This window comes from Stutzerimonas nosocomialis, assembly GCF_005876855.1.
Lineage (GTDB): Bacteria > Pseudomonadota > Gammaproteobacteria > Pseudomonadales > Pseudomonadaceae > Stutzerimonas > Stutzerimonas nosocomialis.
The window spans coordinates 183,533-206,525 of record NZ_QLAE01000001.1 but is presented as its reverse complement, the minus strand read 5'-3'; the positions used below and the strand labels follow the sequence as shown (position 1 = coordinate 206,525).

21 protein-coding genes are annotated in these 22,993 nt (G+C 67.1%); 7 read left to right on the top strand and 14 right to left on the bottom strand.

Annotation, left to right across the window (positions count from 1 at the left end; all coding sequences use genetic code 11):
• Positions 1 to 2 precede the first annotated feature (2 nt).
• Positions 3 to 1,244 (bottom strand): 3-hydroxyacyl-CoA dehydrogenase, encoded by a 1,242-nt coding sequence (locus tag DN824_RS00850; protein ID WP_138406498.1) that lies wholly within the window; start codon positions 1,242 to 1,244, stop codon positions 3 to 5.
• 102 nt (positions 1,245 to 1,346) lie between these two features.
• Between DN824_RS00850 and DN824_RS00845 the strand changes: the two genes are divergently transcribed.
• On the top strand, positions 1,347 to 2,255 hold the full coding sequence (locus tag DN824_RS00845; protein ID WP_138406497.1) for a LysR family transcriptional regulator: 909 nt from the start codon (positions 1,347 to 1,349) through the stop codon (positions 2,253 to 2,255).
• Positions 2,256 to 2,316: 61 nt separating this feature from the next.
• Here the strand turns inward: DN824_RS00845 and DN824_RS22445 are convergent, their stop codons facing one another.
• Entirely contained in the window at positions 2,317 to 2,478 is a 162-nt protein-coding gene (locus DN824_RS22445; RefSeq protein WP_158295324.1) for a hypothetical protein, read from the bottom strand.
• 129 nt (positions 2,479 to 2,607) lie between these two features.
• The gene (locus tag DN824_RS00840; RefSeq protein ID WP_138406496.1) at positions 2,608 to 3,165 is read right to left on the bottom strand and encodes a TetR/AcrR family transcriptional regulator; all 558 of its coding nucleotides are present in this window, start codon (positions 3,163 to 3,165) and stop codon (positions 2,608 to 2,610) included.
• Between the two features lie 47 nt (positions 3,166 to 3,212).
• Between DN824_RS00840 and DN824_RS00835 the strand changes: the two genes are divergently transcribed.
• Together DN824_RS00835 and DN824_RS00830 are read left to right on the top strand one after the other, a co-directional pair.
• On the top strand, positions 3,213 to 4,688 hold the full coding sequence (locus DN824_RS00835; RefSeq protein ID WP_138406495.1) for an MFS transporter: 1,476 nt from the start codon (positions 3,213 to 3,215) through the stop codon (positions 4,686 to 4,688).
• A 322-nt stretch (positions 4,689 to 5,010) separates the two neighbouring features.
• Complete coding sequence (locus DN824_RS00830) at positions 5,011 to 5,316, top strand: DUF2845 domain-containing protein (protein WP_138406494.1); 306 nt, start codon at positions 5,011 to 5,013, stop codon at positions 5,314 to 5,316.
• Positions 5,317 to 5,559: 243 nt separating this feature from the next.
• Here the strand turns inward: DN824_RS00830 and DN824_RS00825 are convergent, their stop codons facing one another.
• From DN824_RS00825 to hslO, 8 genes are all read right to left on the bottom strand, one after another.
• Entirely contained in the window at positions 5,560 to 6,909 is a 1,350-nt protein-coding gene (locus tag DN824_RS00825) for an NTP/NDP exchange transporter (RefSeq protein ID WP_241666475.1), read from the bottom strand.
• Positions 6,910 to 6,961: 52 nt separating this feature from the next.
• Positions 6,962 to 7,873: an aldo/keto reductase gene (locus DN824_RS00820; protein ID WP_138406493.1), complete on the bottom strand. Its 912-nt coding sequence runs from the start codon at positions 7,871 to 7,873 to the stop codon at positions 6,962 to 6,964.
• Between the two features lie 253 nt (positions 7,874 to 8,126).
• Positions 8,127 to 9,257 (bottom strand): M14 family metallopeptidase, encoded by a 1,131-nt coding sequence (locus DN824_RS00815; protein ID WP_138406492.1) that lies wholly within the window; start codon positions 9,255 to 9,257, stop codon positions 8,127 to 8,129.
• 82 nt (positions 9,258 to 9,339) lie between these two features.
• Positions 9,340 to 10,017 (bottom strand): DUF1028 domain-containing protein, encoded by a 678-nt coding sequence (locus DN824_RS00810; RefSeq protein WP_138406491.1) that lies wholly within the window; start codon positions 10,015 to 10,017, stop codon positions 9,340 to 9,342.
• A 179-nt stretch (positions 10,018 to 10,196) separates the two neighbouring features.
• Positions 10,197 to 10,622 (bottom strand): HPF/RaiA family ribosome-associated protein, encoded by a 426-nt coding sequence (locus DN824_RS00805; RefSeq protein WP_138406490.1) that lies wholly within the window; start codon positions 10,620 to 10,622, stop codon positions 10,197 to 10,199.
• 93 nt (positions 10,623 to 10,715) lie between these two features.
• Entirely contained in the window at positions 10,716 to 12,635 is a 1,920-nt protein-coding gene (locus tag DN824_RS00800; RefSeq protein ID WP_138406489.1) for a RecQ family ATP-dependent DNA helicase, read from the bottom strand.
• A gap of 117 nt (positions 12,636 to 12,752) precedes the next feature.
• Positions 12,753 to 14,294 (bottom strand): phosphoenolpyruvate carboxykinase, encoded by a 1,542-nt coding sequence (locus tag DN824_RS00795; protein WP_138406488.1) that lies wholly within the window; start codon positions 14,292 to 14,294, stop codon positions 12,753 to 12,755.
• Positions 14,295 to 14,452: 158 nt separating this feature from the next.
• A complete protein-coding gene (gene hslO, locus DN824_RS00790; RefSeq protein WP_138406487.1) occupies positions 14,453 to 15,340 on the bottom strand; it encodes an Hsp33 family molecular chaperone HslO in 888 nt (295 codons plus the stop codon).
• Between the two features lie 193 nt (positions 15,341 to 15,533).
• On the opposite strand from hslO, the gene DN824_RS00785 reads away from it, so the two are divergent.
• Positions 15,534 to 16,331, top strand: a complete 798-nt coding sequence (locus DN824_RS00785; protein ID WP_138406486.1) for a phosphatase PAP2 family protein — start codon at positions 15,534 to 15,536, stop codon at positions 16,329 to 16,331.
• Here the strand turns inward: DN824_RS00785 and DN824_RS00780 are convergent, their stop codons facing one another.
• On the bottom strand, positions 16,332 to 16,727 hold the full coding sequence (locus DN824_RS00780) for an RNA-binding S4 domain-containing protein (RefSeq protein WP_138406485.1): 396 nt from the start codon (positions 16,725 to 16,727) through the stop codon (positions 16,332 to 16,334).
• Positions 16,728 to 16,828: 101 nt separating this feature from the next.
• Between DN824_RS00780 and rimB the strand changes: the two genes are divergently transcribed.
• Positions 16,829 to 17,296 carry a retropepsin-like aspartic endopeptidase RimB gene (gene rimB / locus DN824_RS00775; RefSeq protein ID WP_282096985.1) on the top strand — a complete coding sequence of 156 codons (468 nt, stop codon included), beginning with the start codon at positions 16,829 to 16,831 and terminating at the stop codon, positions 17,294 to 17,296.
• Positions 17,293 to 18,198 carry a 30S ribosomal protein S6--L-glutamate ligase gene (rimK, locus tag DN824_RS00770; RefSeq protein WP_138406483.1) on the top strand — a complete coding sequence of 302 codons (906 nt, stop codon included), beginning with the start codon at positions 17,293 to 17,295 and terminating at the stop codon, positions 18,196 to 18,198. Before rimB ends, rimK begins: the two co-directional genes overlap by 4 nt.
• A 45-nt stretch (positions 18,199 to 18,243) precedes the next feature.
• Here rimK and DN824_RS00765 read toward each other — a convergent pair whose 3' ends face one another.
• Both DN824_RS00765 and ompR read right to left on the bottom strand, forming a co-directional pair.
• Entirely contained in the window at positions 18,244 to 19,563 is a 1,320-nt protein-coding gene (locus DN824_RS00765) for an ATP-binding protein (protein ID WP_138406482.1), read from the bottom strand.
• Between the two features lie 104 nt (positions 19,564 to 19,667).
• Positions 19,668 to 20,399 (bottom strand): osmolarity response regulator transcription factor OmpR, encoded by a 732-nt coding sequence (gene ompR / locus DN824_RS00760; RefSeq protein ID WP_138406481.1) that lies wholly within the window; start codon positions 20,397 to 20,399, stop codon positions 19,668 to 19,670.
• Positions 20,400 to 20,624: 225 nt separating this feature from the next.
• On the opposite strand from ompR, the gene DN824_RS00755 reads away from it, so the two are divergent.
• Positions 20,625 to 22,952: a Tex family protein gene (locus DN824_RS00755; protein WP_138406480.1), complete on the top strand. Its 2,328-nt coding sequence runs from the start codon at positions 20,625 to 20,627 to the stop codon at positions 22,950 to 22,952.
• Positions 22,953 to 22,993 lie beyond the last annotated feature (41 nt).

Genomic DNA, 22,993 nt, shown 5'->3' with positions numbered 1-22,993 from the left:
GGTCAGGCCTCCTTCTTCTTGTAGTCGACGAAGCGGCCGCCGAGGGTGGCCAGGCTGTCGATCAGTTCGGCTGGTTGCCAATGCGGTCCGTGGCGCTCGGCCAGTGCGCTGAGCCGGTCGCGAATGGCCGGCAGGCCCTGGCGGTCCGCCCAGGTCATCGGCCCGCCGACCTCGGCCGGGAAGCCGTAGCCGTAGAGGTAAACGGTGTCGATGTCGGTGCTGGACTCGGCCATGCCTTCCTCGAGGATCTTGGCGCCTTCGTTGACCAGGGCCAGCAGGCAGCGCTCGCGAATTTCCTCTTCGCCGATCTCGCGGCGCTGGAAGCCCAACCGTTCGGATTCGCGCTGCACCAGCGCATCCACGTCCGGGTCGTGCTCGGCCTGGCGGCTGCCCTCGGCGTAGCGGTAGTACCCCATGCGCGACTTCTGGCCGAAGCGGCCCAGTTCGCAGAGGCGGTTGTCGACCTGTACCTCGGCTTCGTCCTGCCCCTTGCCGGCCAGCTCGCGGGCGCGCCACTCCAGGTCGATGCCGACCACGTCGTACATGCGGAACGGCCCCATGGCGAAGCCGAAGCCCTGCAGCGCGGCGTCCACCTGATGTGGGTAGGCGCCTTCGAGCAGCATCATCCGCGCCTCGCGCACGTAGGTCTTGAGCATGCGGTTGCCAATGAAACCCGGGCAGTTGCCGGCGATCACGCTGACCTTGCCCATGCGCTTGCCGAGTTCGCTGGAGGCGTCGAGCACCGCTTGCGAGGTTTTCGCACCACGGACGATTTCAAGCAGCTTCATGATGTGCGCCGGGCTGAAGAAGTGCAGGCCCACCACCTGTTCCGGGCGCCTGGTGACCGCCGCGATGGCGTCGATGTCCAGCGCCGAGGTGTTGCTGGCGAGGATCGCCTCGGGCTTAAGGATGCCGTCCAGCTCGCGGAAGAGGGTCTGCTTGAGTTCGAGGTTCTCGTAGACCGCCTCGATCACCAGGTCCACGTCCGCCAATGCCCGATAATCTGCCGCCTGGCTGATGCAGGCGCGACGGGCCTGGGCCTGGGCGTCGTCGATCCGCCCCTGGCGCACGTTGTGCGCATAGGTATCGGCCACCACGCCCAGTGCCTGTTCGAGCATCTGCGGGTTGTTGTCCAGCCAGCGCACCTGCACCCCGGCATTGGCCAGGCTCATGACGATACCGCGGCCCATGGTGCCCGCCCCGATCACGGCGGCGGTCTGGATATCGAAGCGGGTTTGGCTCATTGCAGCTGTCCTCGTCGCAAGGCGGAAAAATCAGAAGACCTACCTTAGATGAAACGAGTACTATTTTTGAAATTTAGTCTTGTGATGTTTGCAATTCATTAGATGAATATCTACAACTTCGACCTCAACCTGCTGCGCGTGCTGGACGCCCTGCTGCGCGAACGCAACGTCTCCCGTGCGGCCGAGCGCCTGTCGCTCAGCCAGCCGGCCGTCAGCAATGCGCTCAACCGCCTGCGTGAACTGCTCGACGATCCGCTGCTGGTGCGCGTCGGCCGCGTGATGCAGCCCACCCCACGGGCGCTGGGCCTGGAGGCGCCGATCCGCGACGCCTTGCAGCAGATCGAACACACGCTCAATGCCGGCGACTTCTTCGACCCGGCCACCAGCCGCCAGCGCTTCGTCATCGCGGTGACCGACTACGTCGAGCTGATCTGCATGCCCGCGCTGATGGCGCACCTGGCCCAGGCCGCGCCGGGCATCCAGCTGGCGATCGAGCATCTCACCCCGAGCCTGCCCGCCGACGCGCTGGACGACGGCGAGCTGGACCTCGTCCTCGGGCGCTTCGTCGACGTGCCGGCGCGTTTTCATACGCGCCACTGGGCCAGCGAAACCCTGCGGGTCGCGGTGCGTCGCGGGCATCCGCTGATCGGCGAGCGGCTGGACCTGCCCGGCTTCCTGCGCCTGCGCCATCTCTGGGTCCACGGCGGCCAGACGCGGGGCATGGTCGACCAGTGGCTGGAAGATCAGGGCCTCGAACGCGACGTCGTCTACACCACACCCAACTACCTTCAGGCCGCCCACATCGTGGCCAGCAGCGACCTGGCGGCGGTGCTGCCGACCCAGCTCGCACGGCATTTCGCGAAGCTGCTTCCGCTGCAACTGCTGGAGTTGCCGTTCGATCTCGGCACGTTTCGCCTGGACATCGTGAGCATTGCGCAGCGCGAACGGGACGCGGCCCTGCAGTGGCTGATCGAGCAGATCGTCGCGGTGGGCGGCGTCACGAAGCCGTAGCCGCCGGGGGAAAGGGCCATGCCGCCCCGGCAGGGGGCCGGGGCGACATGGCGACGGACGCTCACTCCGTTGGAATGTTCGGGTCGTCCTCGAACATGTCGATGTCTTCGTCGGTCACGCCCGACTCATCGTTCGGATCGGAAATCGGTGCATCGTCGATGCCCGTATCGTCCGACTCGCCGGGCGCCTGCGCGACGCTTTGCCAGATGCTGTCTTCGCTCATGATTTCACCTCTCACCAGGGCCACCGGTGACCCTCTTCCATAAGAAAATCCCGGCGCGGGAAGGTGCGCGACCGTCGATCCGACAGGGGCGCCAGAGGATGAACGGGCAGCGCCAGGCGCTCCAGGCGCCTAGCCCCGCGAGGGTGCCTGATCGGTGAGCGAACCCTCGATGTCGTCGAAGATGCCCTGCCACTGGTCCTCGCCAAGCTCCAGCAGACCGAAGCAGCGCAGCAGGAACACCCCCTCGGTGGCCAGCAGCGCCAGCCGCGCACGACGCCCGGCGGCGTCCAGCGGCGCGTCCATTTCCAGCAGGCTTCGATAGAACGCCTGGGCCTCGCGGCGAACCTGCGGGGCATCCAGCGTGGCCGCCATCAGCCCGGCCGCGCGATCGGCCTCCTGGTTGTCCAGCTCGCGGGTCAGCGCGATGTGCGCCTGCACCGCCTCTTCGCGTGTCGGCGCCGGGCCGACACGCTGACGGACCGCGTCCAGGTATTCGTTGGCCCAGCGGTCATAGAGGGCCTGGAGCAACTGCTCCCGGGTGCCGAAGGCCGACTGCACCCCACCCTTGCTGATCCCGGCGGCCTTGGCGACGGCACCGATGCTGAGCCCGGCGACGCCGGAGGCGCGAAGGATCTGCTCGGCACACCCGAGTACCCGATCGCGATCGATGATCGATGGCCTACCCATCCTGCGCTCCAATACAATACGATCGTATTTTAATCTCGAGAAAGCTCATGCCTAACTCCAAAACGGGACGCTGGCTGGTTCTGGCCATCGTTTCCAGCGCCCTGTTGATGATCGTCATCGACATGACCGTACTGTACACGGCGCTGCCCTCCCTGACCCACGACCTGCAGGCCAACGCCAGCGAAAAGCTGTGGATCGTGAACAGCTATGCGCTGGTCGTCTCCGGGTTGCTGCTGGGCATGGGCACGCTCGGCGACCGCCTCGGCCATCGGCGGCTCTTCATCGCAGGCCTGTGGGTGTTCGGCGTCGCGTCGCTGGCGGCCGCCTTTTCACCGAGCCCCGGCTGGCTGATCGCCGCCCGTGCCCTGCTCGGCGTAGGCGCCGCGATGATGATGCCCGCCACGCTCTCGATCATCCGCCTGACCTTCGAAGACGAACGCGAGCGCTCCCTGGCGATCGGCATCTGGGCGGCCATCGCCTCGGGAGGCGCGGCATTCGGGCCGGTCATCGGCGGAGCCCTGCTGGAGCATTTCTGGTGGGGCTCGGTGTTCCTGATCAACGTGCCCATCGTCGTGCTGGCGCTGGTGCTGGCTTTGCGGCTGATTCCGGCCCGGCCGGGCAACCCCGAACGCGCCTGGGATCTGCTCGGCTCGATCCAGGCGATGGTCGGGCTGGTGGCGCTGGCCTATGCGATCAAGGGGTCGAGCATGCGCGAGCCATCGATCGGGGCGGTGCTGGCCGCGGCCGTCGTCGGCACGCTGGCCCTGGCGCTGTTCGTCCGGCGCCAGCGTCGGAGCCCGCAGCCGATGGTCGACTTTTCCATCTTCCGCAACCGGGTCGTCAGCGCGGGTGTGGCCGCGGCGCTCGTGGCCGCAGCCGCGTTGATGGGTATGGAGCTGGTGTTGAGCCAGCGCCTGCAACTGGTGCTGGGCCTTTCGCCGCTGGAGGCCGGGCTGGCGATACTGCCGCTACCGCTGGCCGCATTCGTCTCGGGGCCGCTGACCGGTCTCATGCTGCCCCGTATCGGCAATGCCCGCGTGCTGTTCGGTGCCCTGGCGGTCTCCGCCGTCGGCATGGCCGCGTACCTGCTGGTACGCGACGGCGGCCTCGTGTCCCAGATCGCCAGCCTGGCCATCCTGGGGGCCGGGCTTGGCGCGACGATGACCGCGGCCTCGAGCAGCATCATGCTGGGCGCTCCGGCGGAACAGGCCGGCATGGCTGCCTCGATCGAAGAGGTGTCCTATGAGCTGGGCGGTGCGCTGGGTATCACCCTGATGGGCAGCCTGGCGTCCGTGCTGTACAGCCGAGCGCTGACCCTGGCCGACCCGAGGCTGCCGGCCAAGGCCTACGGCAGCCTCGATGAGGCCTATCTGCTGGCCGAGGGGATGTCGCCACCCGCTGCAGCGGCGCTGCACGGGCTGGCAAAGGGCGCGTTCGATGCGGGCTTCGATGGGGTCGTCATGGTCTGCGCGGCCCTGCTGGGGCTCACGGCCGTGATCATCTGGCTGCGCCAACGCCCCTGAGGCGGGCTTTTTCGGCCTCGGGGTACCGGAAGCGCCGAGCGTGCCCAGAAAGCAAAAAACCCGCCGAAGCGGGTTTTTCCTGACCATCCAAATCCTTTTGGAACGCCGTCCTGGCCATGGTCGATCATCCTTGATCCTGAGCGCATCCGTGCGCTGCAGAGATGGCGCTATCCTAGGGGCGAGCCCGCCGCGACAAAAGCGCAGAACGCCGCGGCGGCGTGTAAGCCTTTTGCCATTCGCCCATGGAGACGCTGCCCGCCCGACGGTTCACCCAGCCCTGCCGTCGGGCTAGGATGCGGGAGCGATCATTCGGGAGTTCTGTATGTTCAAGCCGATCTGCCAAGGCCTGCTGACCGTTCTGCTGCTGGCAACGAGCAGCACCGCGCTCGCGTCGATGCGTTGCAACGGGGGCCTGATCAACGAGGGCGACAACAGCCTGGAGGTGCTGCGCAAATGCGGGGAGCCGGATGCGCGCGAACGAAGCGTGCCCACCCTGCAGGAAAACGGCCTGCCGCCTGAAGGTTCGGTCACGGTGGAGCGCTGGGCCTACGGCCCGCGCAACGGCATGACGCGCTACCTGCGCTTCATCGACGGCACCCTGGTGCAGATCACCGGCACCCGCGACTGAGGGCCCGATGGCGCCGGTTCGTCCGGGGCCGGAAAGCAAAAAACCCGCCGAAGCGGGTTTTTCCTGACCATGTCCAAATCATTGGAGCGCCATCCTGGCGGTGGTCGATCATCCATGATCCCGAGCACGTCCTGTGCGTCAGAGATGGGCCTATCTTAGGGAGCCGCACGGGTCCGAAAAAGCGCAGAACGTCGCGACGGCGTGTAAGCCTTTTGCCATAGTCACGCGTAACCGCGCGCAGGCTCAGTGGACGCCGGCCTTCTCGGAGCCGTCCCGATCGTCCGGCACTGTGGCCGACGCGTCGGGCCGGCCGCGATCCGCGCGCCCGCCCAGGTACCAGCCCAGCGCGCCCCAGACGGCGGCGCAGACCGCGCCCACCAGCGCCACCAGCACGGCGCCCTGGCCAAGCATGTCGATGAAGGCCTTGGCCCAGCCGCTGATGGCATCGCCGCCGCGATAGACCACCGTGTCGATGAAATTCTTCGCCTTGTACTTGCTCTGGGCATCGAGCGGGGCGAAGAGCATTTCGCGCCCGGGCCGGACGAAGGCGTATTCGCCGATCCGCCGCACGATCATCAGCGCCGCCAGCACGGCGAAGGTCGGCGCCATCGCCAGGCCGATGAACCCCAGGCAGACCAGCGCCGGGACGATCGCCAGCAGCACGCGCACGCCCAGGCGCTGCGCGATGCGGCCGGTGATGAACAGCTGCGACAGCAACGCACCGGCCTGCACCACGAAGTCGATGATGCCGAACACCCGCACCTGCTCGGCACGGTCGGGAAAGAGTTCGGACACCAGCCGCGCCTGCTCGAAATAGAGAAAGGTGCTGACCGTGGCCAGGAGGATGACGAAGGCGCTGATGCCCAGCAGGTAGGTCGAGCCCAGCACCCGCGTCAGTCCGCTGAACGGGTTGCCCGGCACCGGTCGGCGCGTGTGTTCCGTCGGCACCGCGCCCGGCCGCCCGGCACCGCCGACCTCGCGCCAGCGCATCAGGTAATGCTTGAGCACCACCGCGGCGGCGAGCAGCAGCGCCGCCAGCAGCATCAGCCCGGCTTCGCCCAGCACGCCGATCAGCAGGGCGCTCAAGGCCGGCCCGCTGAGCCCGCCGACGCTCGCGCCGGCGGCGATGAAGGCGAACAGGCGCTTGGCCTGCGGCGAATCGAAGACATCGGCCATCAGGCTCCAGGCCACCGACACCACGAACAGGTTGTAGACCGAGATCCAGACGTAGAACACCCGCGCCAGCCAGACGTCCTCGCCCCTGCCCAGGAACAGCCCGGCGAACAGCAGCAGGTTCAGGCAGAAGAAGCCGTACACCCAGTCGATGTAGTGGATGCGCGCCACGTGGGAGTTGAGCCAGGCGAACAGCGGCACCGCCAGCAGCATGGCGAAGAAGGTCGCGGTGAACAGCCATTGCAGGTTTTCCACGCCGGCCATGATGCCCATGGACTCCCGAATCGGGCGCAGCATGAAGTAACCGCAGAACAGGCAGAAGAACAGCCCGAAGCCAGCCAGCACCGCCAGCAGTTCACCCGGCTCGGCGTTGATCGAACGGGCCAGCCGGCGGGTCGCCGAAGAGGCAGCGGTGCTCATGGAAAACTCCTGCGAAAGCGCGGCACGTGGATCGATGCGCCGCGCAGTGGGGTCACGAGAAGGCCTGGACGATGCGCTCGCGCTGCCTGGCGTCGGGCAGGCGGCCCTGCCCGGCCCTGAGGTTGTCGGCCATGTAGCGTGGGTTGGAGGTGGCCGGGATCACCGCGGTGACCGCCTCGTTGGCCAGGATGAACTTGAGCAGCAGCTGCGCCCAGGACGTCGCGTCGACCTCCACGGCCCAGTCCGGCAACGGCTGGTCGCGGACCTTCGACAGCAATCCCCCACGGGTGAAGGGACGGTTGATCAGGGTGGCGATGCCGTTGTCGGCGCAATAGGGCAACAGGCGCTTCTCGGCGTTGCGTTCGGCCACCGAGTAGTTGAACTGGACGAAGTCGAGCTTTTCCTTCTGCAGCACGGCGAGCAGGTCGTCATGGGCCGAGTCGACGTAATGGGTCACGCCTATGTAGCGCACCTTGCCCTGCTCGCGCAGGTCGCGCAGCAGGTTGAGCTGGGTGGTGGTGTCCTGCAGGTTGTGCACCTGCATCAGGTCGATGGTGTCGGTCTGGAGCGCCTCGAAGCTGGCCTGGTTCTGCCGCTGGCCCGCCTCGCGGCCGGTGCTCGATACCTTGCTGGCGAGGAACACCTTGTCGCGCACGTCCAGCCGGCTCACCAGTTCGCCCGTCACCTGCTCGGCGGCCCGGTAGCTGGGCGCGGTGTCGATCAACCGGGCGCCGCCGTTGACGAAGGTACGCACCACTTCGAGCAGCGGCTCGAGCGCCTCGTCGTCGATCTCCACGTTGAAGGTCTGCGAGGTGCCGAGGCCGATGACCGGAAGCGCTTCGCCACTGGAAGGAATCCTGCGCTTGAGCACGCCGTCGGCAGCCAGGGCCAGGGAAGGCAGCGGCCCGAGGGCAGCCAGGGCGGCGGCGGCCGCGGCGCTGTGGACGAACTGACGACGCTTCATCGATGCTTCTCCTCTGTCTATTTCGGATCGGACCGTCGCCCTGGCGGACCGTCCCGGCAGCGGCCGCACGGGGCGACCACCGGGCTGCCGAACCCGCACGGCAGAGCCGCCGGGGCACGCGGCCGAAGCTGATCAGTATGGAAGAAGCTGACGCGGATGCCCGGACCAGGGCCCGGGCGTGCTTTTCGGAATGTTTCAGAAGGATGTCAGCGCGTCGAAACGGCGCCTGCTGGCAGGCGCCACCGATCTTGCCTTAGCGCAGGTGATCGACCATCTGCGCCATCACGCTCAGGACGTCCTTGCCCAGCTGCTTGGAGCGCGCACCGTTCCAGCCTGTCGCCGGGTTCGGCGTGTCGTCGTGGTCCTTGAACGGCATCTCGATGGTGAAGGCCAGGCAATCGAACTCCTGGCCGACCGAGTTGCAGGCCAGGGTCAGATTGGCTTTGCCCGGCGCGCTGCGCGGGTAGCCGTAACGGGTCTGGAATTCGGCGCCCATCTCCACCAGGCGACGGCGGAACTCCTCCTCCAGCCCGGCGATGCGCGGGGTATAGCCGGGGTTGCCCTCCCCGCCCGCGGTGAACACGTGGGGAATTTCCTCGTCGCCGTGGATATCCAGGAACAGGTCCACGCCGATGGCGCGCATCTGCTGCTGGACGAAGAACACCTCGGGCGTCTCGGCCTCGCTGGCATCCTGCCAGGCGCGGTTGAGATCGCGGCCGGCGGCGTTGGTCCGCAGGTGACCATGGAAGGCGCCATCGGGGTTCATGTTCGGCACCAGGTAGAGGTCGGCCTGGCTCAGCAGGGTTTCGAGTTCGGGATCGTCCCGGTTCTGCAGCCGCTCGATCACCCCTTCCATGTACCACTCGGCCATGTGCTCGCCCGGATGCTGCTGGGCGATGATCCACAGCTTGCGCGCCGCATCCGGCCGGCGGCTGATCCGCAGCAGCTGGATGTCGCGACCTTCCAGGCTCTTGCCGCAGGCGACCCGTTCGGCGCCGGCGCGGCTCAGCGCCTGCTCGATCAGCCAGTCGTGGCGGGCGCGGCTGTAGGGTTCGAAATAGGCGAACCAGATCTGTGCCTGTTCGGGTTCCAGGCCGAAGTGCAGTGCACCGTCTTCGAAGCGGCTCGGCACGCGGAACCAGTTGACCTGATCGTACGACGCGGCGGCGTGATATCCCGTCCAGGCGTGGCTGTAGGCCGAGTCGCCGGCATTGGTCAGGCTGAAATCGCAGCGCGCGCCCGGCGTCAGCCCCTCGACCTTGAAGTGGAACCACTGGAAGTGATGGCTGCGGGTATCGGGGCGGATCGCCAGGCGCACCTGCCGCGGGTCGCTGGCGTCCTGGACGATGATGTTGCCGCTGTCGAAATCGGAACTGATGCGCATGCTTGCCTCTGCTCGAAACGTTGCGCCGAGCATCGCAGGTCTTCACGCGCAGGGAAATGCCCGCGCGGCAAAGAGCGCCCGGCTAGATCGTCTCTTCCTTGGCCACCGCGCCGGCGGGGTTCTCCCGCGTCGGCATGGCCAGTATCTCGGGATACACCTGGGCCTCGAACACCTCATGCAGGCGCCGCAGCTCGGCGAACGGATCGCGGTGGTGGTCGACCCGGATGTCCCAGAGCGGGTACGCCTCGCGATCGACCACATAGATGGTCGCCGAGGATTCGCCGTGCCGATCGCCGCCCATCCGGTCGCCGGCCGCGATCGCCTCCATCAGCCGCTCCACCAGCGGCAGCGCCGGCTCGTGCATGAAGGCCCCCGCGATCGCGTCCAGCACTTGCGGCCCCGTGAGCCGGTTGCCCTGCACGGAAAACTGCTCGCCGGCCAGCGAGCCGGCCCAGGGGATGCATTTCTCGCCGGTCCAGCACGCGCTGCGCCCCTGGGGATCGATCACCGCGCACTGGCGCAAGGCCATGCAGGGGTCGGTGCGGTGCAGCTGTTCGATCACCTCGGCGGCCGAGCGGTTCTGGCGCAGCAGGTTCAGCCCGTCGATGCCCAGGTAAGGGTTGATCTGCGCCTGGGTCGCCACGGCGCCGACGCGGGCGGCGGCATGGGTCAGCAGTTTGCCCACCGCGGGCATGGCAGTGGCGGCCGCCACGCCGAACTGTCCGGTGCGCGGACAGCGGGCGATGATCGAAAAGGTCATGGGACGATGCTCCGAAGGCTTTCCCTCTTTGGCCTGCGTCGCGAGCCGATCGTTCCGCTTTGCCAGACAGCCATACCCGTTCCGAAAAAACGCCGGTGCAGCCGCAAAAAAAACGACGTGCTCGCAAGCACGCCGCCAAAGGAAGCATCGCCGGGCGGCGTCGCCCGACGCCTGTCCGGTCACTCCTTGCCCAGCGCCTCCTGGCGGGCCAGGAATTCTTCCTGCAGCAGGGCATCGGTCACCTGCGGCGGGTCTTCGCTCAGCAGCGGGTCGTCCAGATGTCCGGTGGATACGGTCTTGGCGTCCAGCTTGCCCGTCAGGTGCTCGAGGGCGTTGCGCATCTTCTCGGCGGCGCCATCGACCGCCAGCTGCAGGGATTCGGCCTTGTGCGTCACCGACAGGGACTGATGCCCCTTGGGCCGCGCTTCGATCTGGCAGCGCTTGTCGTCGGCACCGGCCTTCTGCGCGTTTTCGTCGCCGACGTGGATCTCCACCCGGGTCAACAGGTCATCGAACCGTTCCAGCCGCTCGGTGACGGCCGCTCCTACCCACTCCTGTAGCTCGGCACTGCCCTGGATGTGATTGGTGTTCACTTGAACTTGCATGGAGCCTACCTCGTTCTGACGTGCTTGTAGTTTCGAGGCGACTGACCGGCCGAGGTTCAGCTTTTTCTTCCGACCGGCCGGTCGACCCGTGCGCTACGCGCCTCGGACCCAGTCGCGCACCTGGGCGTAGGGATAGGCTTCCAGGCTGCCGAAGCCGGGCAGCGTTCGCGCTTTCAGGCGGGCGAACAGCGGCACGCCGATGCCGCAGAGAAAGCGGGTCAGCGTCTCGTTCGACGGCGCTTCGCCACGGGCTTCCCGGTGACGTGCGATGAAGCCCGCCGCGAGCTGGGACAGGTTCTTCTCCTCGAGCGGGGCGAGCGCCGGCGGCGCCGGCAGACGGGCGACCTGTCCACGGCAGACCGAGCAATGACCGCAACGGGCCGGCGCCTGCCGATCACCGAAATAGGCGGCCAGGCGCTGGCTCAGGCATTGCTCGGACTCGAACAGCGCCAGCATCGCCTGGATGCGCGCGATCTCGGCTGCCTCCTTGTCGAGGAAGTAGCGGTGCAGCCGTCCGGCCAGCGCCGGCGCGTCGAAGCCCGGCTGCAGCACGGCGTAGACCTCGGTCATCTGCTTGCTCTCGAGCTCGATCAGGCCCTGCTCGTTGAACCAGTCCAGGGCCTTGACCACCCGGCTGCGCTCGGCGCCGTGGTCGCGGTACAGCGCCTCGAAATCCACCGTGCACCAGGTCCGCGCGCGGGCCGAGGTCTGCACGATGGCTTCGACGAAACGCCGCCGCTCGCCCTCGAACCGCGCGACCAGCGCCTCGGGCTCGACCCCGTACTTGAAGCGGTATTCGGCGAAATAGGCATAGCGCGGGGCGATCACGCCGAGCAGTTCGAGCTGCACCAGCAGCGTCTTGAGCGGCAGCGGGCGGATGTTGCTCTGGTCGGACAGCGGATTGAGCAACAGCTCCCACTGCTCGCCCGCGGCGGCGATCTCGGCCAGCACCACGGCGATGCCGTCCTGCTCGGGGGTATCGCCATAGACGAAGTTCTGCAGCACGTTGAGGCTGTCGCGGTTGGCCAGCACCAGGCAGTCGGAAGCGTTGCCGTCGCGTCCGGCACGGCCGATTTCCTGGCTGTAGTTCTCCACCGACTTGGGCAGGTCGTAGTGCACCACGTTGCGGATGTCGGCCTTGTCGATGCCCATGCCGAAGGCGATGGTGGCGACGATGCAACCGATCTCCCCGGACATGAACCGTCGCTGGATCGCTTCGCGCTGCTCGAAGGCCATGCCGGCGTGGTAGGCGCTGGCCGGGAGACCGCCGCGGCTCAACTGGTCGGCCACCTGCTCGGCGGTCTTCTGCTGGGTCACGTAGACGATGCTCGGCTCGCCGGGCTTGGCCGCCAGCCATTCGAGCAATCGCTGCGGCTTGCGCAGGCTGGTGACCGGCTCGACCAGCAGGTTCAGGTTAGGCCGGTAGAAGCCGGTGGTGATCACGTCCTCTTCGGCAATGGCGAACTTGGCGCGCATGTCGTCGATCACCGCCGGCGTCGCGGTCGCGGTGAGCAGCAGCACCTGGGGGATGCCGAACTCGCGCTGGTAATCGGGCAGCTTCAGGTAGTCGGGGCGAAAATTGTGGCCCCATTCGGAGATGCAGTGCGCCTCGTCGATCACCAGCAGCGAGATCGGCACCTGGCCGATGAACTGCCGGAAGCGCTCGTTCTTCAGCCGCTCGACCGAGATCATCAGCACCTTGAGCTCGCCGGACTTGGCCTTGCCCATGACCTCGGCGGTCTGCTCGCGGCTCTGCGCCGAATCGATGCTCGCCGCCGCGATGCCGTGCCGATGGAGAAAGGCGAGCTGGTCCTGCATCAGCGCCAGCAGCGGCGAGACCACCAGGGTCAGGTTGGGCAGCAGCAGCGCCGGCAGCTGATAGCACAGCGACTTGCCCGAGCCGGTGGGAAAGATCGCCGCCGCCGAGCGGCCGGCCAGCACCGCGCCGACGGTCGCCTCCTGGCCGGGGCGAAACTGGCGGAAACCGAAGATGCGTTCGAGGGTGTCGTACATGGCTGTCACTCCGTTGACCGCCCGATGGCCCCTGACCATAGCGCGGCCGATGCTGGGTGAATAGTCGGCGCCAAATGAAAAAGCCGCCCGAAGGCGGCTTTTCGAACGGCGCGCGGCTTAGAGCTGCGGGCCGGCGTCGCGGATCGCGTCGGAGACGTCGAACTTCTTGAAGTTCTCGATGAACAGCTTGGCCAGGCCCTTGGCGGCCTCGTCGTAGGCGTTCTTGTCTTCCCAGGTGTTGCGCGGGTTCAGCAGGTTGGTTTCAACCCCCGGCACGGACTTGGGCACGCTCAGGTTGATGATCGGCAGCTGCTCGGTTTCGGTACCGATCAGCGCACCGCTCTGGATCGCCGCGATCACGCTGCGGGTGGTCGGGATGTTGAAGCGCTTGCCGATGCCGTAGCCACCGCCGGTCCAGCCGGTGTTGACCAGGTACACCTTGGAGCCGAACTCCTGGATGCGCTTGATCAGCAGCTCGGCGTACTCGCCCGCCGGACGGGGGAAGAACGGCGCGCCGAAGCAGGTGGAGAAGGTCGACTTGATGCCGGCGCCGCTGCCCATCTCGGTCGAACCGACCAGCGCGGTGTAGCCGGACAGGAAGTGGTAGGCCGCCTGCTCTTCGTTGAGGATCGACACGGGCGGCAGAACGCCGGTCAGGTCGCAGGTCAGGAAGATCACCGCGTTCGGCTCGCCGCCGAGGTTCTTCTCCGAGCGCTTCTCGACGTGCTCCAGCGGGTAGGCCGCGCGGCTGTTCTGGGTCAGGCTGTCGTCGGCGTAGTCGGGCACGCGGTTCTCGTCGAGCACGACGTTTTCCAGCACGGCGCCGAACTGGATGGCCTTCCAGATCACCGGCTCGTTCTTCTCGGACAGGTCGATGCACTTGGCATAGCAACCGCCTTCGATGTTGAACACCACGCCCTTGCCCCAGCCGTGCTCGTCGTCGCCGATCAGGTAGCGCGACTCGTCGGCCGACAGGGTGGTCTTGCCGGTGCCCGACAGACCGAAGAACAGGGTGACGTCGCCTTCCTCGCCGATGTTGGCCGCGCAGTGCATCGGCAGCACGTCGGCCTCGGGCAGCAGGAAGTTCTGCACGCTGAACATGGCCTTCTTCATCTCACCGGCGTAGCGCATGCCGGCGATCAGGACCTTCTTCCGGGCGAAGTTGATGATCACGCAGCCATCGGAATTGGTGCCGTCGCGCTCCGGTACGCACTCGAAGTTGGCGACGTTGAGGACCTGCCATTCCTCTTTCCCGGCCGGGTTGTACGGCTGCGGGTTGATGAACAGCTGGCGACCGAAGAGGTTCTGCCAGGCGGTGGCGGTGGTCATCTTGACCGGCAGGTAGTGGGCTTCGGAGGAGCCTACATGGACGTGGGAAACGAAGTGATCCTGAGCATCGTTGAACGCCTGGACGCGGTCCCACAGGGCATCGAACTTGTCGGCCGGGAACGGGCGGTTGATGGCGCCCCAGGCGATCTTCGAGTCGGTGGAAGGTTCCTGAACGATGAACCGATCCGCGGGCGAACGGCCCGTGCGGTGGCCTGTCTTCACAACGAGCGAGCCATTGGCGGCCAGTTCGCCTTCACCGCGGCGGAGGGCTTCTTCAACCAGTTGAGCGGTGCTGATGTCGCTGTAAACGGCGTGAGTGGCTTGCGTCATGATGATCCCCGTCGGCTTCTTAAGCCGAATCCTCCTTATATGTTGTAGCCGGCCATGCGACAGGCTACATCGAAAAAAGTGCCCGATTATGCCAAAAAGCCGAGCCGCTGGGTATGAGCGACAGGGCCTCGGAATGGTTCCGAAAAAATAATGGCTTTTTAGTGGCGGGTGGCCGAGGGCGCATCGCTGCCGCCACCGGCGAACAGCTGGGCGATATCGGCGGCATCGAAGACGTAGCGCTGGTTGCAGAACTGGCAGTCGATGGTGACCGACCCGCCCTGCTCCAGGACCAGCGCCTCGGCGTCCGCCTGGCCCAGGCTCACCAGCGCGTTGGCCGAGCGCTCGCGCGAGCAGCTGCAGTGGAACTGCAGGGGGCGGGGCTCGAACAGGCGCACCTGCTCCTCGTGGTAGAGACGGTGCAGCAGCGTCTGGTTGTCCAGCCCGAGCAGCTCTTCGGCGGTCAGGGTGTCGGCCAGGGTGGTGAGGTGCTGCCAGTTGGCCTGCCGCGCCTCGGCGTCCTTGATCCGATCGGCCGGAAGCTGCTGCAGCAGCATGCCGCAGGCGCGGCGGCCGTCGGCGTTCAGCCAGAAGCGCGTCGGCAGCTGTTCGGAAGTGGCGAAGTAGTCGGACAGGCAGGCCGCCAGGCTGACGCCCTCCAGCGCGACGATGCCCTGGTAGCGCTGCCCCCGCGCCGGGTCGACGGTGATCGCCAGCACCCCTTCGGGCATCAGCTCCGAGAGCGTGGCGCCAACGGCGATCTGATCGGCTTCGTAGCGGGCGATACCGCGCACGTCGCGCTCGCTGGAGCACTCGACCATCAGCAGCGGGATCGGGCCGGAGGAGCGGGCCTGCAGGACCAGCAGGCCATCGAACTTCAGCGTGCCGACCAGCAGCGCCGCGGCGGCCAGCAATTCGCCGAGCAGCTGGGCGACCGGCTCCGGATAGGGATGCTTGGCCAGCACGTGCTGGTAGCTCTCGCCAAGGCTGGCGATTTCACCACGCACGTCGGAATCGTCGAAAAGGAAACGCTGGGTATGATCGGACATGCCAAGGCTCGCAAGGACTGGAACAGCGAAAGGGCCGGCGATTTTAGGCGCAAAGGGCGACTCGACCAAGCACCGGGGCAAAACGCATCGCCGCAGGCAAACTGAACGGCAGCTGAACGAGTCGCACGTCGCCCGGACAGCGGCTCCCGCCACGCCTAAGATCGCGCGCCTTCATCCTCGAAGGGACGCGTCCATGACCTCCGCCTCCATGCCCCAGTCACGCTGGCGCCCGCTGCCGCTGATCGCCTGCCATGCCCTTGCCGCCCTGCTGCTGGCCAGCTGGCTGTGGCCCGCTACCCGCCAATATTGGGACCAGGCCGATGCGGCCGTGTTCCATCTGCTCAACGGCTCGCTCGGCGTCTCGCCGGTGTGGGACGGATTGTGGGCACTGGCCAGCATCCGCGTGTTCGACATCCTGGTCGGCGCCGTCCTGCTGACGTTGCTGATCCGCAAGGACTGGCTGTTCGGCCAGGCCCAGCTGCGCCCGGCGCTGTTCACCTTCGTCGGCCTGCTGCTGGTGCTTCTGGTGATTCGCGTGCTGGTCACCAAGATCGGCGCGCACCTCGGCTGGCAGCACGCCAGTCCGTCGATGCATTTCGCCACCGCCTATCACCTGAGCGACCATTTCCCGCTGCTCGAGCGGGTCTTCGAACTGAAGGATCGCTCCAGCAAGAGCTTTCCCGGCGACCATGCCTCGGTGCTGCTGATCTGGGGCCTGTTCATGGCGCTCTTCGCCCGGGGCGCCAAGCTGGCGGTGGTGCTCGGCGTCACCCTGGCGTTCATGCTGCCGCGCCTGGTGGCCGGCGCCCACTGGCTCAGCGACGACTTCGTCGGCGGGCTGCTGATCGCCCTGCTGGCGCTGGGCTGGGGCTACTGCACCCCGTTGGGCGCGCAGATCGCGGCGCTGCTGCAGTGGCTCGCGCGCCCGGCCTTCACCCTTGCGCGCGTACTTCCCGGGGTGCGCCAGCTGGCCGTGCTGCGCCAGGACTGATCAGCCCTCGAAATCGCGAAAGTGATGCAGCTGCCGGCGCTGCTTCTTGCTCGGCCGGCCGTCGGTCTGCAGGCCGAGCGTGCCGGCCTTGCGCATGGCCGCGGCCTGCTCGCGACGGGCCAGGCTGTCGGCGGTCTCCTCGTAGAGCAGCTGCGCCTCGGGCGCGCCACGGCGCACCGCCGACAGCCCCTTGACCACCACGGTGCGCTCGTCGAAACCGGCCCTGATGGTGAACGTCTCGCCCACCTTCGGCTCCTTGCCCGGCTTGCAGCGCTCGCCCCGGCAATGCACCTTGCCGCCTTCTATCGCGGCCTTGGCCAGCGCCCGCGTCTTGAAGAAACGCGCCGCCCACAGCCACTTGTCCAGACGCACCTTGCCATCGTCTTTTTCGCTCATCGCCCTACTCTTTCCAAACGCCGTTGTCCTAGGGTGCAGCAGACAGATGCAGTTGGCATACTGCCCCGTCTAGAATGCGCGCAAATCGCCCGGACACCACCTTGAAGCCAGACCAGACCCCTACCGTTATCGGCCTGCGTGAATGGATCGCCCTGCCTGACCTGGGCGTCGTCGGCCTGCGCGCGAAGATCGATACGGGGGCCAGCACCTCAGCGCTGCACGCCACCGACATTTCGGAATTCGAACGCGACGGCCAGCGCTGGGTTCGCTTCACCGCGCATCTGGGCACCCTGGTGCAGCGACGCCATCGCTGCGAAGCCCCGCTGCTGACACGCAAGACCATCAAGAGCTCCAACGGCCACGCGCAGACACGCTACGTGATCCGCACCCTGCTGGCCATGGGCGATTGCGCCTGGCCGGTCGAGTTCACCCTGACCTGCCGCAAGACCATGCGCTACCGCCTGCTGCTGGGCTCCAAGGCGCTGGTCGACGGCCGATGCCTGGTCGACCCGGCACGAACCTATATCCAAGACAAACCCCAGATCCTCACTGTCCCCGGTGCCCAATGAAAATCGCCGTGCTGTCGCGCAATCCGCGTCTGTATTCAACCCGCCGACTGGTGGAGGCCGGCCAGCAGCGTGGCCACGAGATGGTGGTGATCGACACCCTTCGCGCCTACATGAACATCGCCAGCCACAAGCCGCAGATCCATTACCGCGGCCGCCCGCTGGAGGGCTTCGACGCGGTCATCCCGCGCATCGGCGCCTCGGTGACCTTCTATGGCTGCGCGGTGCTGCGCCAGTTCGAGATGCAGGGCGTCTTCCCGCTCAACGAGTCGGTGGCCATCGCCCGCTCGCGTGACAAGCTGCGCTCGCTGCAACTGCTCTCGCGACGCGGCATCGGCCTGCCGGTGACCGGCTTCGCCCACTCGCCCGACGACATTCCCGACCTGATCCAGATGGTTGGCGGCGCGCCCCTGGTGATCAAGGTGCTCGAAGGCACCCAGGGCATCGGCGTGGTGCTCTGCGAAACCGAAAAGGCCGCCGAGTCGGTGATCGAGGCCTTCATGGGGCTGAAGCAGGACATCATGGTGCAGGAGTACATCAAGGAAGCCGGCGGCGCCGACATCCGCTGCTTCGTGGTGGGCGAGAAGGTCATCGCCGCGATGAAGCGCCAGGCCAAGCCCGGCGAATTCCGTTCCAACCTGCATCGCGGCGGCTCGGCCAGCCTGATCAAGATCACGCCGGAAGAACGCATGACCGCCATCCGCGCGGCCAAGGTGATGGGCCTGAACGTGGCCGGCGTGGACATCCTGCGTTCCAATCACGGGCCGCTGGTGATGGAGGTCAACTCGTCCCCTGGCCTGGAAGGCATCGAAGTCACCACCAGCAAGGATGTGGCCGGCATGATCATCCAGTACCTGGAAAAGAACGGCGGCCCGCACCTGACCCGCACCAAGGGCAAGGGGTAGCGAAGGGGGAAGCCATTGCAGCTGAGCGATCTCCCGGCGGGGCGCTCAGTTTTTCAACACATTCCGCGGCAGCAACAGCCCCAGCGGCAGGCTGACGCGGGCCTCCAGACCACCACCCGAACGGTTGCGCAGCTCGACCACGCCACCGTGCTGCGCGGCGATGCGCTTGACGATCGCGAGCCCCAGGCCGGCGCCCTTGCCGCCACGGGCGCGGTCCCCACGGATGAAGGGATTGAAGATTTCGGTCATTTCCCGTGGATCGATGCCCGTTCCGCGGTCCAGCACGCTGATCACCACGTAGGGTGCGTTCGGATCGCCCGAGCAGTGCGCCTCGAGTTCGACGCCGTGACCGCCGTAGCGCAGCGCGTTCTCGATCAGGTTCACCAGCAGACGCTTGATCGACACCCGGCGCAGCGCCAGCACCGGGATCGGCTCGACGCACAGGCGCACCGTCTCGGCATGCTGGTTGTACGGCTGCACGACCTCGCGGATCAGCTCGCCGAGATCGGTGGGCTCCACCGGCTCGTCCCGCCCGTCGCGGATGAACGCCAGGAACTGGTCGAGGATGGCGTCCATGTCCTCGATGTCGCGGACCATCTCCTCGGTCAGCTCGGCGTCGTTGGGCATCAGCTCCAGCGACAGGCGCAGACGGGTCAGCGGCGTGCGCAGGTCATGGGAAACGCCGGCCAGCATCAGCTCGCGTTCGCGCCCGGCCTGCTCGACATCCTCGGCCATCTGGTTGAAGGCGCGATACAGCTCGGTCATCTCGCTCGGCGTGTCGCTGACCGGCAGCCGCACGCTGCGCCCCTGGCCGATCTGCCGGGCGGCGTAGACCAGCCGCTTGAGCGGCAGGTTGAGCTGGCTGACGAAGATCCAGGCGGCCGCGGTCGACAGCAGGCCGATGCCGAGGAACCAGGCCAGCACGCTCCAGATGCGCTGCCCCTGCAGCGGATAGGGATACAGCGGCACCTCGATCCAGCCACGCCCCAGCCCCGGGGAACGGGCCCAGAGCGCCGGCGAGGGCTGGATGCGCACGTGGACCTCGGTCTCCGGACCCAGCTCGGCCTGCATCTGCCGCTTGAAGATTTCCGAGTACGGCCAGTGGTACTCGCTGGCCGGCACTTCCTGCTCCGGCACCCGCCGCAGGCCGACCGCCTTGGCGATGCGCTCGCGGTTCTCGTCGTCGGCGGCCCAGTAGGCGCGCAGGGTCAGGGCCGCGCCATGGCTGTACTGGCGGTCGACCAGCACGTCCTCGTTCATCATCAGGTAGAACAGCGTCAGCACCTTGGAAAAGAGCACGACGATGAGCACCAGCCACAGGGTGCGGGCGAAGAAGCTTTGCGGGAACCACAGGGGGGCTTTCATGGGGAAGGCGGCGTCACGCCATAAGTCTCAGGTTGCAGGAAGAAGAAGAGCGCCATGATGGCGCCCCGCTTTTCGTCACGGCTTGCAGTCTGCAGCTTGACTGCTCACTTGTTGCCGTCCGGCACGAACACGTAGCCCACGCCCCAGACGGTCTGGATGTAGCGCGGCTTGGACGGATCGGGCTCGATCAGCCGGCGCAGGCGCGAGATCTGCACGTCGATGGAGCGCTCCAGGGCATCCCACTCGCGGCCGCGGGCCAGGTTCATCAGCTTGTCGCGGGTCAGCGGCTCGCGCGCATGCTGCACCAGCGCCTTGAGCACGGCGAATTCGCCGGTGGTGAGCATGTGCACCTCGTCGCCCTTCTTCAGCTCGCGGGTGGCCAGGTACAGCTCATATTCGCCGAAGGTCACGACCTCGTCGTCGCTGGCCGGCGCGCCCGGCACCTGGGGCGCCTGGCGGCGCAGCACCGCCTTGATGCGCGCCAGCAGCTCGCGGGGGTTGAACGGCTTGGCGAGGTAATCGTCGGCGCCGACCTCCAGCCCCTGGATGCGGCTCGACTCGTCGCCCTTGGCGGTGAGCATGATGATCGGGATCTGGTTGCTGCCCTCGCGCAGCCGGCGGCAGGCGGACAGTCCGTCCTCGCCCGGCATCATCAGGTCGAGCACCACCAGGTGGAACAGCTCGCGGCTGAGCAGACGGTCCATCTGCTCGGTGTTCTCCACGGTCCGCACGCGGTAACCCTGCTCATCGAGAAAGCGTTCCAGCAGGCGCCGAAGTCGGGAATCGTCGTCGACGATGAGGATCTTTTCGCCTTCATTGGCAGATGCGGTACTCATGGAAACTCCCGGAACTGGTATCGGTGCATTATGGCGCAGCAGTCTGCGAACCATTGGCACCCATTGTTAGCAGATTTTTCGCCACGCGACCCAGCGTGACGACGCCCACAGCGCCCTGCGCGGCGCCGCGACAGCCGCCGGCCGCCCCACGGCTGTGCTTTCCCTTATAATCGCCGGCTTTCGCGCAGGCCAGGCCTGCATGGTTTGACTGACCCAGGTAGGTTCATGGACAGCATCAACTCCCGTATCGCCGAAGAACTGGGCGTGCGCCCGCAACAGGTCGCCGCCGCCGTGGCACTGCTCGACGAAGGTTCGACCGTGCCCTTCATCGCCCGTTACCGCAAGGAAGTGACCGGCAGCCTCGACGACACCCAGCTGCGTCACCTGGAGGAGCGCCTGCGCTACCTGCGCGAGCTGGACGACCGCCGCGCCGCGATCCTGTCGTCCATCGAGGAACAGGGCAAGCTGACCCCCGAGCTGGCCCGCGAGATCAACCTGGCCGACACCAAGACCCGCCTCGAAGACCTCTATCTGCCCTACAAGCAGAAGCGCCGCACCAAGGGCCAGATCGCCCTCGAAGCCGGCCTGGGCGAGCTGGCCGATGCCCTGTTCGGCAATCCGGCGCTGGACCCCGAGACCGAGGCCGCGCGCTTCGTCGATGCCGAGAAAGGCTTCGCCGACACCAAGGCGGTACTCGAAGGCGCCAAGTACATCCTCATGGAGCGCTTCGCCGAGGACGCCGACCTGCTGGCCAGGCTGCGCGGTTTCCTCAAGGACCACGCCACCCTCAGCGCCCGGCTGGTGCCGGGCAAGGACGCCGAAGGCGCCAAGTTCAGCGACTATTTCGAGCACGACGAGCCGCTCAAGGGCGTGCCTTCGCACCGCGCCCTGGCGATCTTCCGCGGCCGCAACGAGGGCGTGCTCAGTGCCAGCCTGAAGGTCGGCGACGAGGTTCCCGGTGCCATGCACCCCTGCGAGGCGATGATCGCCGAGCGTTTCGGCATCACCCAGGCCTCGCGCCCGGCGGACAGATGGCTCGCCGAAGTGGTGCGCTGGACCTGGAAGGTCAAGCTCTACACCTCGCTCGAGACCGACCTGTTCGGCGAACTGCGCGACAAGGCCGAGGACGAAGCCATCAGCGTCTTCGCCCGCAACCTGCACGACCTGCTGCTGGCCGCGCCGGCCGGCCCTCGCGCGACCCTGGCCCTCGACCCGGGCCTGCGCACCGGCTGCAAGGTGGCGGTGGTCGATGCCACCGGCAAGCTGCTCGACACCGCCACCGTCTACCCGCACGCGCCGCGCAACGACTGGGACGGCACCCTGGCGATCCTCGCCAAGCTGTGCGCCAAGCACGGCGTCGACCTGATCGCCATCGGCAACGGCACCGCCAGCCGCGAGACCGACAAGCTCGCCGGCGAGCTGATCCAGAAGGTGCCGGGCCTCAAGCTCACCAAGATCATGGTCAGCGAGGCCGGCGCCTCGGTGTACTCGGCCTCGGAACTGGCCGCACGCGAATTCCCCGACCTCGACGTGTCGCTGCGCGGCGCGGTGTCCATCGCCCGCCGCCTGCAGGACCCGCTGGCCGAGCTGGTGAAGATCGAGCCCAAGGCGATCGGCGTCGGCCAGTACCAGCACGACGTCTCCCAGCTCAAGCTGGCGCGCAGCCTGGATGCGGTGGTCGAGGACTGCGTGAACGCCGTCGGCGTCGACCTGAACATGGCCTCGGCCGCGTTGCTGGCACGCATCTCCGGGCTCAACGGCACCCTGGCGCAGAACATCGTCGCCTACCGCGACGCCAACGGCGCCTTCAAGAGCCGCGCCGAGCTGAAGAAGGTGCCACGCCTGGGCGAGAAGACCTTCGAGCAGGCCGCGGGCTTCCTGCGCGTCATGAACGGTGAGAACCCGCTCGACGCGTCCGCCGTGCACCCGGAGACCTACCCGCTGGTGCAGCGCATCGCCGCCGACACCGGCCGCGACATCCGTTCGCTGATCGGCGATTCGGCCTTCCTCAAGCGCCTGGACCCGAAGAAGTTCACCGACGAAACCTTTGGCCTGGTGACCGTCGGCGACATCCTCCAGGAGCTGGAGAAGCCGGGCCGCGACCCACGCCCGGAATTCAAGACCGCCGCCTTCCAGGAGGGCGTCGAAACCCTCAAGGACCTCAAGCCGGGCATGGTGCTCGAGGGCGTGATCACCAACGTCACCAACTTCGGCGCCTTCGTCGACATCGGCGTGCATCAGGACGGTCTGGTGCACATCAGCGCGCTGTCGGAAAAGTTCGTCAAGGACCCCTACGAAGTGGTCAAGGCCGGCGACATCGTCAAGGTCAAGGTGATGGAGGTCGACATTGCGCGCAACCGCGTCGGCCTGTCGATGCGCATGGGCGACACCCCCGGCGAGAAGACCGAGGGCACCCGCGGCGGGCAAGCGCGCGGCAACGGCAAGCGCGGCGGCGAGCCACGCAGCGAACGCCACAGCAGCCAGGACAAGCCGGCGCCGGCCAACGCCGCGATGGCCGCCTTGTTCGCCAACGCCAAGCAGCTGCGCAAGTAACGCCGCCGATCGCGGTCAGAAGTTGGACGGCGCGCCCATGG

Excerpts from the sequence above, each read along its gene's own strand:
- hslO (WP_138406487.1), bottom strand. The coding sequence starts at position 15,340 with ATGTCCGATCATACCCAGCGTTTCCTTTTCGACGATTCCGACGTGCGT.
- DN824_RS00825 (WP_241666475.1), bottom strand. The coding sequence starts at position 6,909 with ATGAGCACCGCTGCCTCTTCGGCGACCCGCCGGCTGGCCCGTTCGATC.
- DN824_RS00785 (WP_138406486.1), top strand. The coding sequence starts at position 15,534 with ATGACCTCCGCCTCCATGCCCCAGTCACGCTGGCGCCCGCTGCCGCTG.
- DN824_RS00815 (WP_138406492.1), bottom strand. The coding sequence starts at position 9,257 with ATGCGCATCAGTTCCGATTTCGACAGCGGCAACATCATCGTCCAGGAC.
- DN824_RS00805 (WP_138406490.1), bottom strand. The coding sequence starts at position 10,622 with ATGCAAGTTCAAGTGAACACCAATCACATCCAGGGCAGTGCCGAGCTA.
- rimK (WP_138406483.1), top strand. The coding sequence starts at position 17,293 with ATGAAAATCGCCGTGCTGTCGCGCAATCCGCGTCTGTATTCAACCCGC.
- DN824_RS00845 (WP_138406497.1), top strand. The coding sequence starts at position 1,347 with ATGAATATCTACAACTTCGACCTCAACCTGCTGCGCGTGCTGGACGCC.
- DN824_RS00850 (WP_138406498.1), bottom strand. The coding sequence starts at position 1,244 with ATGAGCCAAACCCGCTTCGATATCCAGACCGCCGCCGTGATCGGGGCG.
- DN824_RS00800 (WP_138406489.1), bottom strand. The coding sequence starts at position 12,635 with ATGTACGACACCCTCGAACGCATCTTCGGTTTCCGCCAGTTTCGCCCC.
- ompR (WP_138406481.1), bottom strand. The coding sequence starts at position 20,399 with ATGAGTACCGCATCTGCCAATGAAGGCGAAAAGATCCTCATCGTCGAC.
- DN824_RS00840 (WP_138406496.1), bottom strand. The coding sequence starts at position 3,165 with ATGGGTAGGCCATCGATCATCGATCGCGATCGGGTACTCGGGTGTGCC.
- DN824_RS00835 (WP_138406495.1), top strand. The coding sequence starts at position 3,213 with ATGCCTAACTCCAAAACGGGACGCTGGCTGGTTCTGGCCATCGTTTCC.
- DN824_RS22445 (WP_158295324.1), bottom strand. The coding sequence starts at position 2,478 with ATGAGCGAAGACAGCATCTGGCAAAGCGTCGCGCAGGCGCCCGGCGAG.
- DN824_RS00765 (WP_138406482.1), bottom strand. The coding sequence starts at position 19,563 with ATGAAAGCCCCCCTGTGGTTCCCGCAAAGCTTCTTCGCCCGCACCCTG.
- DN824_RS00820 (WP_138406493.1), bottom strand. The coding sequence starts at position 7,873 with ATGAAGCGTCGTCAGTTCGTCCACAGCGCCGCGGCCGCCGCCGCCCTG.
- DN824_RS00830 (WP_138406494.1), top strand. The coding sequence starts at position 5,011 with ATGTTCAAGCCGATCTGCCAAGGCCTGCTGACCGTTCTGCTGCTGGCA.
- DN824_RS00810 (WP_138406491.1), bottom strand. The coding sequence starts at position 10,017 with ATGACCTTTTCGATCATCGCCCGCTGTCCGCGCACCGGACAGTTCGGC.
- DN824_RS00755 (WP_138406480.1), top strand. The coding sequence starts at position 20,625 with ATGGACAGCATCAACTCCCGTATCGCCGAAGAACTGGGCGTGCGCCCG.
- DN824_RS00780 (WP_138406485.1), bottom strand. The coding sequence starts at position 16,727 with ATGAGCGAAAAAGACGATGGCAAGGTGCGTCTGGACAAGTGGCTGTGG.
- DN824_RS00795 (WP_138406488.1), bottom strand. The coding sequence starts at position 14,294 with ATGACGCAAGCCACTCACGCCGTTTACAGCGACATCAGCACCGCTCAA.